The 15,504-nt window shown below is 38.0% G+C and carries 11 protein-coding genes; 1 reads left to right on the forward strand and 10 read right to left on the reverse strand.

Features of this window, described 5'->3' with window-relative positions; genetic code table 11:
* Positions 1-391 precede the first annotated feature (391 nt).
* The 9 genes from XEN7305_RS02890 to petH all read right to left on the reverse strand — a co-directional run bounded on the left by XEN7305_RS02890 (position 392) and on the right by petH (position 13,651).
* Complete coding sequence (locus XEN7305_RS02890) at positions 392-1,861, reverse strand: tetratricopeptide repeat protein (RefSeq protein ID WP_006507834.1); 1,470 nt, start codon at positions 1,859-1,861, stop codon at positions 392-394.
* A 77-nt stretch (positions 1,862-1,938) separates the two neighbouring features.
* The gene (locus XEN7305_RS02895; RefSeq protein ID WP_006507835.1) at positions 1,939-4,650 is read right to left on the reverse strand and encodes a tetratricopeptide repeat protein; all 2,712 of its coding nucleotides are present in this window, start codon (positions 4,648-4,650) and stop codon (positions 1,939-1,941) included.
* 564 nt (positions 4,651-5,214) lie between these two features.
* A complete protein-coding gene (locus tag XEN7305_RS26325) occupies positions 5,215-5,883 on the reverse strand; it encodes a calcium-binding protein (RefSeq protein WP_006507836.1) in 669 nt (222 codons plus the stop codon).
* 831 nt (positions 5,884-6,714) lie between these two features.
* A complete protein-coding gene (locus tag XEN7305_RS02910) occupies positions 6,715-7,380 on the reverse strand; it encodes a calcium-binding protein (protein WP_006507837.1) in 666 nt (221 codons plus the stop codon).
* 389 nt (positions 7,381-7,769) lie between these two features.
* Positions 7,770-8,435, reverse strand: coding sequence for a ComF family protein (locus XEN7305_RS02915; RefSeq protein WP_006507838.1), 666 nt, complete (start codon positions 8,433-8,435; stop codon positions 7,770-7,772).
* 76 nt (positions 8,436-8,511) lie between these two features.
* Positions 8,512-9,861: an ATP-dependent protease ATP-binding subunit ClpX gene (gene clpX / locus XEN7305_RS02920; RefSeq protein WP_006507839.1), complete on the reverse strand. Its 1,350-nt coding sequence runs from the start codon at positions 9,859-9,861 to the stop codon at positions 8,512-8,514.
* A gap of 43 nt (positions 9,862-9,904) precedes the next feature.
* The gene (gene clpP / locus XEN7305_RS02925) at positions 9,905-10,564 is read right to left on the reverse strand and encodes an ATP-dependent Clp endopeptidase proteolytic subunit ClpP (protein ID WP_006507840.1); all 660 of its coding nucleotides are present in this window, start codon (positions 10,562-10,564) and stop codon (positions 9,905-9,907) included.
* Between the two features lie 267 nt (positions 10,565-10,831).
* Complete coding sequence (gene tig, locus XEN7305_RS02930; RefSeq protein ID WP_006507841.1) at positions 10,832-12,244, reverse strand: trigger factor; 1,413 nt, start codon at positions 12,242-12,244, stop codon at positions 10,832-10,834.
* A gap of 219 nt (positions 12,245-12,463) precedes the next feature.
* Positions 12,464-13,651, reverse strand: coding sequence for a ferredoxin--NADP reductase (petH, locus tag XEN7305_RS02935; RefSeq protein WP_006507842.1), 1,188 nt, complete (start codon positions 13,649-13,651; stop codon positions 12,464-12,466).
* 437 nt (positions 13,652-14,088) lie between these two features.
* On the opposite strand from petH, the gene XEN7305_RS02940 reads away from it, so the two are divergent.
* Positions 14,089-14,811 carry a hypothetical protein gene (locus XEN7305_RS02940; RefSeq protein ID WP_006507843.1) on the forward strand — a complete coding sequence of 241 codons (723 nt, stop codon included), beginning with the start codon at positions 14,089-14,091 and terminating at the stop codon, positions 14,809-14,811.
* Positions 14,812-14,863: 52 nt separating this feature from the next.
* Here the strand turns inward: XEN7305_RS02940 and cobO are convergent, their stop codons facing one another.
* Positions 14,864-15,463 (reverse strand): cob(I)yrinic acid a,c-diamide adenosyltransferase, encoded by a 600-nt coding sequence (gene cobO / locus XEN7305_RS02945; RefSeq protein ID WP_006507844.1) that lies wholly within the window; start codon positions 15,461-15,463, stop codon positions 14,864-14,866.
* Between the last annotated feature and the right edge of the window lie 41 nt (positions 15,464-15,504).

Below are 15,504 nucleotides of genomic sequence, written 5' to 3' on the forward strand. Positions count from 1 at the left end.
TAATTCAAACTTTTCTGGCGTAATGGAAGTCTGAGGTGATTTATAGTACATTTGTTCTTGCTTATTTAGTGCAAGGGGATTTCACCAATTTTAAGGCTTTTCCGTCCATTGACCCTCATTTTTTCTTCCCTTGAGATCTCTGTAGCCTTCTTTGGCTCTACTTTTCATCTTTTCCAGCAAGCCCTAATTACAAAACCATTTTTGCCATCAAGTGCAGATACATTTATAAAATTTGGCAACATAATTCTACTGAATATGGTTAACTATATTCGCCATAATATATTTATTTATTAGTTTTCAAATAGGCTTTACAAATACGAATTATGTTTATTTCTTTTTAGTGAAAATATTTTTCCTTGTTCACTTATAGATTTTAGATCTTTTAAAAGTATTACTCGCTAATCTTCTTCACAATAAATGGCAAACTTCCCGAAGACTCTACTATAATTTCCCATTGACTGGGGATAGAATTGAGAAAATTATCAATTCCTTTTTTCGGGTTTAGCTCTGGCATATCATTGCGATGCCACCCATAATCATTAAATATTATGATGCCGCCAACCTTCATTAATCTCCAGACCAAAGCCGTACTTTGATTTACATATTCCCATTGTTTTCTTCTATCTTGAAGATTTGCAAGATCAAAAATATTAGGACTTAATGAATTGAGATTTTCGTGGATATCTCCTGCCATCAAATTAACTTTATGTTTTGCCTTGGCTTTAAGTAGATTATCCTGTAATTTACTATCAAACTCGCGGTCTAGGCAAGTTAATTTAGAATCAGGTGCAGTTAGGATTTTATCTAATAGCCAACAGCTAGACATCCCTTGATAATTGCCTATTTCTAAAATATTAGTTGATTCTTGATTAACTAAATGTTGAAGATGAGGTTCAATCAGCGGTATGCGATAGCTGAAATTATCTTGCTCGAAGAAATAGTCTTTATCCCAGCATTCTTGCCATCCGCGAACAACACAGGCTTTTTGAAAAGATAAAGCCGCATTTGTTATGCGACCTTTTTCCCGTAAAGCATTTCCTAATTGAACATAGACCCAAGGAAACTTTTCGCCTAAATGAGTGATCGAATTACAGACTGCGATCACTTCATCCCATTGTTCCCTCTGGACAAATATCTGAATTAGATCACGGTAAACCCAAGGAAAATTTGGTGCCAGCTTAATTGTATGCTGAAATTCTTCTATGGCAGATTTCAATTGTTTTTGTCGGAGAAATATTGAGCCTAGTTTATAATGAGCTTGTGCTTGATTTGGATCTTTTTCTAAGATATTTTGATAACAAGTTTTCGCTGATGCTAAATCACCTCGGTTTAAATTAATTTCCCCTAATTCGTAACTTACCGCAATTACTTCTTTTCCCAGACCTTCGGATTTTTGAAAGCAATCTATTGCTTGTTCAAGTTTTCCTTGTTGTTTAAAGGCCTGAGCAATTTTGTAATAAGCTTGGGTATCGAATAAATTTGGGTTGATACTAATAGCTTTATACCAATAATCCAATTCCGATTCTTTATTTCCCAGCTGACCATAAATTTGAGCTAGGTTAGCATAAATATTTTCCGCGTTAGGATTATATTTTAAAGCAGTTTCAAATAGCTCAATTGCTATCTCTAAACTTTTTTCTTGGGCACAGATCCTAGCTAATTGGCTATAAACTTCTGCCAAATTGAGCTGTGGCTCCAGAGCTAAAGAATTCCAGTTGATTGCCTCTTCAAATCTGCCCATACTCTGAAGCAAATTACCCAGATTGCGACAGGCAATCTGCCAATCTTGACCATCACCTTCTACATCAGCAAAAGCCGCCGCATATTCTAAGATTGATGTTATTAAATAATTAGAACTCACAAGTTAATTGATAATTAATAATTAGTAATTGATAATTTTGTTTTATTCCTCATCCTTTATCCTTCATCCCTCATCCTTTATGTTATTATTCCAGCCAATTTCAAAACTGCATTGAGGGACTTAAAGTTAACCAGGATATCTTCTGTCAGACTATTTTGATACATTAAGTCTCTTAAAAACTTACAGTCGAATACCTCTCCCAAATAATAGTAGTATTTCAATTTTAACTGTTGAGCAATAATCCAATAATAAGTTCTGACATAGTGAGGGGAAAAAAGCTCAATAACTATGGTGTCAGGAGAACAAAAAACTAAGTTGGTTAACCCAGAGCCATGGGTCGACATAATCACTTTAGCATTGGCAAATAAGGCTATTTGTTCAGTTAAAGACAGTTCTTCAAGAAATACAGTTTGAAAACCTAAAGGAGTAAGCTTTTCAACTACTTCTTTTTCGTTGATCACATGTCTGCTTGAGGATCTTGAGCGGCTAATATAAATTTTCTGTGGGTATTTTTCATTATCTAGATTAACTTTTGCCAAAAAAACATCTCGTAAAAAATTAATGCTACCTTCAGGAACCCAATCTTGATAACCAGGAAAAGAAGGAACAATAAGTTCTTCTGCTTGGATTAGAGAATCATGATCGCTGAGTATAACCTTATTTAGGGGAATTCCTAAATAATTGAGAGTTTCAGTTTGAAAATCTTTGTCTATATTATTAACCACGAACCAGTCGATACTATCCCAAGAAATCCCACTTTTCTTAATCAAATCTAATCGAGGTAAAATATCGAACATCCAATGATAGTAAACATGACCTGACATGGCAGAAAGTAATGCAACTTTGCCATCTAGTTTGGTTGTTTTGGGTAAACTGTCTAATTGATACAGAATATGATCTTTCTGATGTTTGTAAGGACAGTTCGGTAAAAACCAAAGATAGTAACGGGAAAGATCTCCGAGCAAATAACCATCAGGAGTCATTACGGCCAAACCATTACAAACAACCCAAGCATTTTTGTAAGGAGCAATCCAAGCTTTTCCTTGAGGAATTGTCACAACAAAAGGCAAAGGAGAATCAATCTGGGGAAATTTATCGGGAATCAATTGATAAACATTCTTTGCTATTTGTCTCGGTTCAAAAAGCTCTATCAATTCACTTATACATTTGGGGCAGTGAACCCCCGTACAATTTAGATTAGAGGTAGTTGTATCAATATCTGTAATTGGCTCAGAGGCAATCTGCTTTAATTTATTGGCTTGAGTCGATGTTCCTGGCCAAGAAATTTCTACGTAATTGTAATCTTCGATCTGGCAATTTCTGATCCAGTCATGGGTGTAATGATAAATAGCTTGCGGTAACGGAGCTAAATCTTTTTCCTCTTTGAATAAATTTTGCAGTTTGTTCGATGATGTTGATTGGTTAGATGGCGGGAGAATAACGGTGTCCTCATTATCTTCAATTGCTAATGATGAGCTATGGGGCTTTTCTAAAAGTTTCGCTAATTGAAACGATATTTGAGGATGATTACTTTGCAAACATAATCCCATTTGATACATACTAATCGCGGCATTAGTTCGATTCTGTTTCTTAAAACAGTTACCCAAACGCAGATAAAGTTCTACCTCGTCAGGTTTAATATCTAATGCATACTGATAATAGATCTCTGCTCGATTAATACCCACTCCTCCATAGTCAAATAACATCTCTCCCCAATAAAATAAAGTTTTCCAGAGATGATGGTGAATTTGCGATTTATCAGAATTTTCTCGGATCGCCTTGATAAAATTAGCACAGGCAATTTTGCCTTGAGCTAATAAATTATCAGCATTCAATTTCGTCGCCTGTTTCAAATAGTAATCTACGAATTCTGGTCTGATAGAGATCAAGTATTGCCAATGGGGAATTGCTGCTTGTAAGTTACCTTTTTTTAACAAAATACTCAGACAATTATTATGAGCAGAAGAGTTATTTGGTTCTAATTCGGTAACTTCTTGAAGATAGGAAAAAGCGCGATCATAGTTAGACTCTTGTTGCCATAATCTGCTCAGATTATGGTTGGCCAAAACCATATCTGGTTCTAAGGATAAAGCCAACTCAAAGCTCACCAAAGCCTGATCCAGTCTGCCTTCTAACCATAAAACTTGACCTAGATTATTATGCAAGGTAGCCCAAGTCGGATCTATTTTCAGTCCTTGCTGTAAAACCTCAATTGCTGACTCATATTTTTGATGTCTGGCTAAAGTACTACCTAAATTGCTATAGGCTCTTATATTATAGGGTTGTAACTCGATCGCTCTTTGATAGTTCGCTACTGCCTCGTTCCATTGTCCTCGATTGTCATATAGTAAACCTAAATTAAAATAAGCTGCTGTGTAATTCGGTTTATGTTTAACTGCTTGCTGATAAGCAGTGATGGTTTGTTCCCAATCTCCGACTTCATGCCAGATTACCGCTAAGTTGTAATATATTTCTGCCCAGGTCGGCTTGAGAGCGATCGCTTTTTGATAATTACTAATCGCTTGAGTGAATTTTTTTTGTTTACTGTAGAGTAACCCTAACTCAGCGCAAATTTGAGCTTGCTCTGGCTGATTGCCTAGGGAGATATGATACGCTGTGATCGCTTTATCAAAATCCCCCTGATTCGCATAAGCCTTGGCCAGCAAAGGATAAACTTCTTGCTGCTCAGGATTATCCTTTAACAATTGAGCACAAATTGCGATCGCGTGGCTCCATTCCCTTTGAGCCATGCAAGCTATGATCTGTTCTACTGTGGGTTCACTTGCCATAGTTGCTAGTTTTTTAGGCAAAAGTAAGAATACTTGTTGACAGGCTCTAAGTTCAAAGGACTATATTTAACTGTTAACCTGTTGGCCTCTCGATAAATTTCCCTTGATGAATTCACTAAATATTCTCTTGCTAGTTTTCCCATTGTCTCTCCGAACATTGCACCATTAGGGCTTGAGAATAAAAACTATTTTCCTTTGAAGTGCCATGAACCCTGGCATATCCTAACATTCTCTTAAAAGTTTTACAATGACGCATCAATAGGCCAGGCTTAGCTGTTAAATACTGCAATTTAAACTTATCTATTTTGGTTATATTGGTCTCAATATTTTGCCTGCCCGACTCGATGAATTTTGACGAGATAAGTTCCCAAAAAATAAAACCCACAACCGATCAGTTGTAGGCTATTGATTCTCTTGAGCTTAAGTTATCACTCGTAAACCTGTCCCTGAATGAGCATAACAGCCCGACCTAAGTGCGACAAACGCCGAAAGGCAATTATTTAATTGCACTGAAGATAAGACAGGGTGCATAGTCACTTGTAAACTTATTAGCTCAGATACAAATTAGAGTAAAGTCCAGTTGCCATCGCCTTGATCAACAACAGCAATATCTAGGCCAGGCTGGAGCTTGGCAATCACTCTTGAAGTATCTGGATCTGCGCTATCAGTAAGAGTTACATTACCAGAATCCTCATGGTAACTAACAGTACCGACACCATTAACTTGAAGATCCTGAAGAACCAGAATATCCTCACTATCATTGAAGTCAACAATATGGTCAATAGCAAGCTCACCTTGATTGTCAAATGGCAATAGGTCACTATCTGCGCCAAAGGCTCCATCAACAGGATCCCCGATAATTCTAAAGATATCAGCACCGTGACCACCGATTAGAACATCAGCACCTTTGCCACCTCTAAGGACATCGTCGCCGTCGCCACCTCTAAGGATATCGTTAGCACCGCCACCAACAACATTATCATCACCACCACCGGCATTAACGATATCATTGCCAGCACCAGTTTTGATAAGGTCTGTTTCGTCGCCAGTATAGACAACGTCATTGTTGCCATTAGGGCCCACGTTCAAAATTTTTAAATTGACGCCCGCACCCTCTATAGGTGCAGTATTTATATTTACTGAACCACTAACTACGTAAGGTGAACCAGCAAGGGGGGTTGCTGTTCCATCTGGTCCTATTAGAACTGAATCTCCAGATACAAAACTAGTCATTTTTTAGTTACTCCTTACTTAACTTAATTGCTAATGAATTATTATCGATCAAAAATCAATACCCAGTTTCGGACTAATACCCTTTATTTGCGATCGATAATACAAAATATATTCTGGTTCATCTATTTAAGTAACTTAAGGTTACAAAAAATTTGAATTCAAAATCACAATCGATCCTCCATAATATAATGGCTAAAACTTACTACGGCAACAGTGTATTTTATGAGTAATTTTTAGGAAAAAATGGGTATCTTCAGTTAAGTGAAAACACTTATTGCTCTGACTTATTTTACCGAATAAAATTTATTTCATAGTTTATACTTATTTTTTTGATTAACATGATTAACGAGATTAAATAATATGTCTTGTCTTTACGTAATTTTTCTGATTTTTTTATGCCATAAATAGCTTGATCTTGAACTAAAGACTAATCTATTGAAAATTACTATCTGTTTTTATAGAATAATATATATTATTTAAGCTTATATATACAATCAAATGCAACTTAATTTACTTTTTGGTAATCATGTTCAGACTGTCATTATTTTTGCAGAAAAGTTTTAGGTGAAATTACATGAGACTAGTACCTAGGAGATGAGCACCCCTAGAAAAAGTAAGTATTTTCTCTTATTTTTTACTATGTATTTGTGGGGCTTGAGCAATCAACACTCAAAAAAAGGCAAAGGAGAAAAAACAGAAGATAGTAGTTGAGTAAAATAATCAGGACAGATAATTTAAACCTACAACTTTAGTGGCACTATTCCTTGTTTATCCTCTCAAATATTGGGAGAAGTGACTAGGATCTATTCCTAACTCCAGCTCAGCATCAAATTACATTAAGGTAAAATTCCCGTCACCTTGATCGATAACCGTAATGTCTAGACCAGGTTGCAGCGTAGCAATAACCCTCGACACTCCAGAAGTATCATCTGTAAGCGTTACAGCACCAGTATCAACATCGTAACTAACACTAGCACCACCGGGAAGTTGCATGTTCTCTAGGACTAACGTATCTTCATTATCATTAAAGTCGATAATATTATCGCTAGTTATGCCACCGTCACCAAATATCAAATCACTATCAGCACCCAAGGCACCATCTACTGGATCGCCAATGATAAGAAATTCATCGGCCCCGCTACCGCCAAAGATGATATCAGCACCTTTGCCACCTCTAATGGTATCATTGCCACTACCGCCAAAGATGAGATCTCCGCCGTCGCCACCATCAACAAAGTCATCGCCACCGCCAACATTAATATCATCATTGCCATCACCAGAGTTTATAGTATCTGGAATGGAAGATTCTTGATCAGTATAAACTGTGGCTTCAGAGTCTCCAATAATTGTTAACTCAAGACTCAACCCAGTTCCCGAAGTATTTGCACTAATCCCACCATCTTCTGGATCTTGCGCGACCAGAGGTGAGTTGAATATAGGTACTGTATTCCCCTCCGCATCCATAAAAGTGGAATCGCCGGAAACAAAGCTAGTCATTTCGTTACTCCTTAATTTGCTTATAATTGCTGATAAATAATTTGTGAGCAAAAATCAAAAAAATAGTCCCGAAATCATATTCGGCCAAAGGTGATTGATCAGACAAAAAACCGTAGGTAACTCTAAAAGTCACAAAACCCCGAATTCTAAATCGATCTTCACATTTAGCCAATAAGATAATGTCTAAAACTTAATATGACAAGGGTATTTCTTCTGGTCTTTTTTTTTTAAGTATTTTCCGCAATAAAATAAGTATTTCTACGTACTAAAATATATTTTTTAACTGATAATTAATACTGATTAATCTTTAAAATGTCTTGATCTCAAGACAATGCATAAGTAATCGAAAATAACTATTGATTTTTATGAGAAAGTAGACCAAGCCTACCTCAAATTTCCGATCTAGAAGAAGTTGCTATCACAACTGACCCTAAAATATGAATGTTTTGTTGACGTAAAACTCGAGCCGCTTCTTTTAATGTTGTTCCTGTAGTGTAGATATCGTCTAACAGTAAAATCGAAGTGAATTTACTTAATTTTTGCCAATTTTCACTAACTGTAAAAGAATTTTGTAGGTTTTTCTTCCTTTGCGCAGGATTCAAACTAAACATTGCTTCGGTTGCTTTTTCTCTAATTAATACATTTGGCTCTAAAACATCACCAGTTTCGTGACAAAAACCTTTCGCTATGGAGCTAGCCTGATTAAAACCTCTTCTTTGCAGTCTAGTTCTGTGAAGGGGAATTGGCACAACTGTCAATTTCTCGTTGCGAGAAACTACATTCTGTTCTTGCCAACTTTTGGCCAACCATTTACCCAATAGAACTCCAATTTCAGGCTGGTTATTATATTTTAATGCTGCGATCGCTCTTTTCAATTCTCCTTCATATCTTCCCCAGACAAATACTGGTAAATCCCCAGCACAAAAGCCATTCTGCTTAATTAACTGACAGCTTCCGAGCTTTTTTTGACAATAGAGACAAACAACATCCTCAGATGTTCTGTGGCAGAGAGGACAAGGAAACTTTAGCCACAGGTTAAGAAAGCTTTTCCACACTAGAAATTAGGTAATGGGTAATGGGTAATGGGTAATGGGTTTAAGAGCTGGTCAGTTACTGTTAACTGATCACTGATTAAGCTGATTCTGGCTCACGAAAAGAAGTTGGATGAACCAAAAGTTCAGCAGTAGAGCGTTTCTCTACCATTTCTCGCGTGACAGTACATTGTTGAACATCCTCTCGAGAAGGCAATTCATACATGATATCAAGCATTAACTCTTCGACAATACCTCGTAATGCTCTAGCTCCAGTTTTGCGACGATAAGCCTCTTGAGCGATCGCTTTAATTGCCTCTTCCCCAAATTCCAACTCAATATTATCCATTTTTAGGAGCTTCTGATACTGCTTAACCAAGGCATTTCTCGGTTTAGTCAAAATTGTTGCCAAAGTCTCTTCATCCAGGGGATCTAAAGCTGCCATTACTGGAATCCGCCCTACAAATTCGGGGATCATGCCAAATTTGACCATATCATCAGGTTCTAATTGCTGTAGCAAATTGGCTGCTCTTTCTTCCTTGGGGCGATCTATATCTGTAGATAATTCAATTTCAAAGCCCATTCCTGCGCCTTTATTGCCAAGCTTTTGCTCAATAGCCTTATCTAAACCAACAAACGCACCACCGCAGATAAATAGAATATTGCTAGTATCAATTTGGATACAATCTTGGTAAGGATGTTTTCGGCCGCCCTGGGGCGGAACATTTGCCACGGTCCCTTCTAACATTTTAAGTAATGCTTGTTGAACCCCTTCCCCTGAAACATCGCGAGTAATTGATGGGTTTTCACTTTTGCGAGCAATTTTGTCGATTTCATCGATATAAATAATCCCTCTTTGCGCTTCTTCCACATCTAAATCTGCTACCTGCAGAAGTCGCAACAAAATATTTTCTACATCCTCTCCAACATATCCTGCTTCGGTTAGGGTCGTCGCATCTGCCACGGCGAAGGGAACTTGTAGTATTTTTGCTAAAGTTTGGGCCAGTAGTGTTTTCCCACAGCCAGTGGGCCCGATCAATAAGACATTAGATTTCTGTAGCTCAACAGAATCCTCTTCCGATTTCTCATTTTGCCCTTCCAAACTTAAACGCTTGTAGTGATTATAAACAGCAACAGAAAGAACCTTTTTTGCTTCATTTTGTCCAATGACATGTTCATCAAGATATTTTTTGATTTCTCTGGGCTTGGGAAGATCCTTGAAGGAAATACCTTCAGAAGTCAAACGTTTTTTCTGGGGCTTAGATTCGACATCCCTCGTACTGGCAGATACAGCAGTCCCTTCATCCATTAACTCTTCATCTAAAATTTCATTACATAATTCAACACACTCATCACATATGTAAACGCCAGGGCCGGCAATTAACTTGCGTACTTGTTCCTGTGATTTGCCGCAAAATGAGCATTTTAAATGTGAGTCGTATTTAGACATATAAGCCTCTTTTGTTAGACGAGTGTTGGATGGAAAATATTATTTAAGAAGACTCTGATTTAGTGATAACTGAATCAATTAAACCATATTCTTTGGCCTCTTCCGATGACATATAGAAATCTCTTTCCGTATCAAGGGAAATTTTGTCAAAATCCTGCTCTGTATGGCCCGCAATCAATTCATTGAGTCTTTTTTTGATGTACAGAATTTCTTTTGCTTGAATTTCAATATCCACTGCCTGACCTTGAGCGCCGCCCAAAGGCTGATGGATCATAATTCTCGAACTAGGCAATGACATTCTCTTTCCTTTAGTTCCCCCTGATAGGAGAAAAGCCCCCATGCTCGCAGCTATACCATAACAAATTGTCACTACATCGGGTTGTATCTGTTGCATAGTGTCATAAATAGCCATACCCGAATATACAGAGCCTCCAGGAGAATTTATATACAGTTGTATATCTTTTTCGGGATCTTCCGCTTCGAGATAGAGCAATTGAGCGACGACTGAGTCGGCTACTTTATCATCAATAGCAGTTCCTAGAAAGATAATACGTTCTCTTAAAAGTCGAGAATAGATATCAAATGAACGCTCACCAATTCCAGATTGCTCTACGACCATAGGCAAGGAATTAGTAGCAGAGCAAATAACATGCTGACCACTACGATCAACAAGACTGTTATAAGGGGAAAGCGATTTAAACATAGATTTTTAGGCGGAAATTATTACTAATTTTATTAATTGGCAATTTTACTTAACGTTTCTTAAATTCAGAGCAATATTCAAGAATTTGACATTTCTCAGATAATCTAGCAAATTTATTCTCTCTATGGCGAAAAGAGCAAATTAAAAAACACATAAAAGGTGCGGCAGTCATGTTTTGCAAGGGCATTGTGTTGAGTAAGCACCTAACAACACAAAAACAAGTTATGTAATTTTAGGTGCTTAATTGCCAATTCCTGATGACTTGCCTTAATCCTCGTCTCCAGCCTCGGCTTCTTCAGTTTGGGATTCTTCTTCAATGGGAGAGTCATCTTCTTCTGCTTCAGATTCTTCTTTGGCTAGAGAGCCTTCTGGAACTAATTCTATCCCTGCTTTTTCTCTCAACCAGTTAAAAGTATTCTCAGCAGTTAAATCTTCTTCTACCATAGTCCGTAGTTTATCGTAATCAATATCTTCGCTAGCTAATTCCGCTTCGATTTCCTTCATCTTAGTGGTAATGGCATCTTCTTTGGGACTTAGAGCCTCTTTCTCTGCTATTTCCGCTAGAATCAATTTTTTCTTTAAATTTTCAATTGCTTCAGGACGAGAATTCTCTCGCATCTTGGGAATAGTGTCAGAGTTGACTAATTGTTTAACATCTAACCCCATTTGCTGCAATTGCATTAAACTTTGAGTAAGTACCTGTGTTACCTCATCTTGGATTAAGGTGTCGGGTAGATCAACATTAGCTTGTTCCAATAAAGCATTAACTAAAGCATTATTGATGTTATTTTTGGTTTCATTTTCCACTTTTTCTCGGAACTGCTTCTCCAGAGATTCTTTCAATTCAGCAATAGTTTCATATTCCCCGTTGCTAACATCTTCGGCAAAATCATCATCTAAATCAGGTAAATCCTTGGCCTTAAGCTCTTTGAGGGTGATGCTAAATACAGCGGGCTTGCCTGCTAGTTCTTCATTGGCATAGTCTTCTGGGAAAGTAACAGAAACTTCTTTCGTTTCGTCTGGACTCATGCCCACAACTCCCTCAATCATGCCGGGAATGAGTTTGCCTTCTGCCATTTCCACTTCAAAGTCGGTGGCAGACCCGCCTTCAATTTCCTCAGGTTCTGCGCCTTCTACTGTGATCTTGCCCGCAAAATCTAGAATTGCGATATCGCCCATCGCCGCAGCACGATCTTCTATCGGCATTAAGTCCGCGTTTTTAGCTCTACTTTCTTCTAAATAATCTTCTAAGGTTTGAGGATCATAGACTATCTCTTCTGCTTGGATACTAAGATTTTGATAGTCACCTAATTCTACAGAAGGAGGAACGTCCACCGCTGCTGAGAAACTGAAGGGTTTTCCTGGCTCGAAGCTATCAACCAAATTATCGAACTCTGATTTGAGCTGATAATTTCCTAGTGCATCGATGGACTCTTGTTCGATCGCATCTTTAATCCCAGTTTGAATTAGCTGTTCAATAACTGCTCCTTTGATACGCTCCTTGCCAATTCTTTGCATCAAAATGGGTCTCGGAACTTTACCTTTTCGAAACCCAGGAATATTGCTGGAGCGAGCAAGGTCGCGGACCACCTTTTCATAGGTATTGCGGGAAGTTTCCCCTGACAATTCGATTTCGAGAACAATTTGACTGTCAGGCAGTTTTTCCTGGGTTACTTTCATCGATGCTTCTATCTCTATCTACTTTTGGTTTAATTATGAATGGATTAACGATTGAGTGGCGTAAAAAGAAGATTAAGAGATGTGATCTCTGCTAGTTCCGAATTTACGCGATCGCGAACACCATATTAGCAATCTCCCATTATAAGACTAGTTGGGCTCAAAAAAAAATACGTCTAATTAAAGACGTACTTAGCTTAAAAAATTGCAGTAGTTGAAAATTTAGTAAGTTTCAACATGCCAACGATGTTCTTTCTTCATCTGTTTGCGATAGGGAACCCAATCTACATCATGCTTGGCAGCAGCAGCAGATAAAGCTTCATCGATGCCGCCTTCCATGCCTTTTAAACCACAGATGTAAGTGTGGGTTTTCGGATTTTGGATTAATTCCCACAACTTGTCTGCGTGTTCAGCTATTTTATGTTGAATATACATTCTTCCGCCTTCGGAGTTCTGCTGCTCGCGGCTAATTGCATAGTCCATGCGGAAATTATCTGGATATTCTTGGGTTAAGCCTTCTAATTCTTCTTTGTAAAGAATATTAGGAGTTTTGGGGATACCAAAGAATAACCAAGCTAAACCTTTGAAGTTATAGTCGGGATTTTTGTCTCCTTCTTTGAACATCCGCCATAAATAAGCACGGAAAGGTGCAATACCAGTTCCTGTTGCAATCATGATGACGTTGGCATCTTCATCCTCAGGCAATAGCATTTCTTTTCCTACAGGCCCTGTAATTGCCACATCGTCTCCAGGGCTTAAATTGCAGAGATAACTGGAACAAACTCCTTCTACTTTCTCTCCTGTTTCGGGGTCATTGTATTCTAATTTTCTGACGCACAGAGAAACGGTTGTGTCTTCTAGGTTATCCCCATGACGGGTAGAAGCAATGGAGTATAATCTGAGCTTATGGTTATTTCCTTTGGCATCTTGTCCGGGAGGAATAATCCCAATACTTTGGCCTTCTAAATACTTGAGATCCCCACCAGAAAGGTCGAAAGTCATATGACGACAAGTCCCAATTCCTCCTTCTCTAACCAGGTCGTAGATTTCAGTACATTTACCAATAAAAGGATCTTTGGGACGGTAAGTATTAACAGGTACTTTTGACTTCACTTTTGCTTTACTTGTTTTGTTTACAGGTTTTTGAGATTGCGTTTCCACTTTCTCGGCTCCTGTGACGCTAACCTGGTCAAGAGGCTTGATACTGATAATTTGACCGCCCAAGCGAGTAATGCGTTGCAGTTCCTGATTCATTCGGTTGTAAGGAACAGTGATCCAAGTAGTCCCACTTTTCCGGACAAGGTCATTTGTCATGCCATTGCCGTTTTTTAACCCAACCACTTCGTACAAAAAACTGCGATTGTTATATTCTGTGCTACCAGCACTTCCTGCTGCGCTCGGATTGTACATTATCTTAAATACATCCTCCAATTTTAAAATTACACTTAAAATAAAATGCTCACTTCATAAAGATATCCAACAAAAACATCACTACCTCAAATTTAAGGTCAATAATGGGGTTCTGCTGGTTTTAAATCGATATTTTATGGCGCATCAACTTAATAATGTATCATTGAGAGGCTATATATCATCAATTCCCTTCACAAGGTTAGTTCTACATATATCAGAAGCCTAAAAGATTGCTACCTGTTCAAAATAGCTTGAATGGTCAAGGTATTTTGTGACTTATGAGTCATTTTTGTGATTTTTTTTCGCTGTGACTTCTTGACTTTGCTGCTCTTCGATAAACGACCAACTCTACACTCCAACACTGCTAGGAGAATTGTAACGAGAGACAAAGTTATGTTAAGATACTGAAATATAAATTTTTATAAAGCTAGTTTTGGATGCCTTATTTCAACATTGCAGAGCCTGTATTTCGCCCTAAGCAAAAGGAATTGGATTATCAGGATCGCCAGGGATTATTAAAGTTCTCAATAAAAATCAAAAATAACACTTTACTATCTAGTTTTTATACTCGTATTGATCAAGTATTTGTCCTTTGGGGATTGATTTCTGCAGTCATTTTTTTTACGGCTCAGTTTGCCCCCATAGATTGGATTACTCAGGCAATTTTCTGGTCGATAATGACGATCATCGGGACAGTGATAATGGGTTTTTTAACTTATTTTTGGGTGCAAGTGGAAAGGCTGCGCTGGGTTTTATACACTTGGGGCTTATTGATGTTGGGTGGCGTTATCGTGACTGACTGCGCCATTATCTATGGCTGGGGTCAAATTTTAATGAACCTCTGTCCTTTATGGTTATTCCTGAGTGCAATTGGCTATATTTCCACTGGATTTGGTTTGCGATCTCGTGCTTTTATCTTCTCTGGGATTTTTCATCTGTTAGGCATTGCCATTTTGCCTTATTTAAATGGTTGGCAATTTATGGCCACAGGTTTAATAATGACCTTAAATCTGCTAGTTTTTGCAGAAACCCAATGGGACATGCGATCTCCAATCAAGAAGTATAATCTGTTAACTGAAGAACAAGCAGAATTTAATCGACAACAATATCTACTGCGCCAAGGGGCAACATTGACGACGAGTGACCCTGCTGCTTCTTAAACAGCTTAAGGAACGCGCGAGTTGAGCATTAACCATATAACCTAATTGAGCATTAAAATTCAATGCCAGGTTGGGCTTTCACTCCTTGTTCGGAGAAAGGATGTTTAACTAGGGTCATTTCTGTAACTAAATCTGCCTGTGCTATTAGTTTTTCAGGTGCACCTCTTCCTGTGAGAATTACGTGGGAATCTTCGGGTTTTTGTTCTAAGCCAGCAAGTATTTGATCGATATCGAGATACCCCAACTTCAGAGCAATATTTACTTCATCAAGTAAAACTAGGCGATATTCAGGGTTAGTAATATATTCTAATGCTTTTTCCCAAGCCGCGATCGCTTTCTCCTGATCTCGGGCTTTATCTTGAGTTTCCCAGGTAAAACCTTCTCCCATAGCATGAAACTCTAACTGATCTTCCCATTTGCCAAGAACCTCTTTTTCCGCGGGTTCCCAAGCACCCTTAATAAATTGAATGATTGCCACTTTGTAACCGTGACCCAGAGAACGAATTACCATTCCTAAAGCTGCGGTAGTTTTGCCCTTGCCATTCCCAGTATTAACAATAATTAAACCTTTCTCGTTATTTCTTTCGGCAAGACGTTGCTCTTGGACTTCCTTTCGTCGCTGCATTTTTTGTTTGTACTTAAGATCATCCATAAGGTTCAATGTTTAATGTTTAATGTTTAATGTTTAATGTT

The sequence above is a fragment of the Xenococcus sp. PCC 7305 genome, from assembly GCF_000332055.1.
Taxonomy (GTDB): domain Bacteria; phylum Cyanobacteriota; class Cyanobacteriia; order Cyanobacteriales; family Xenococcaceae; genus Xenococcus.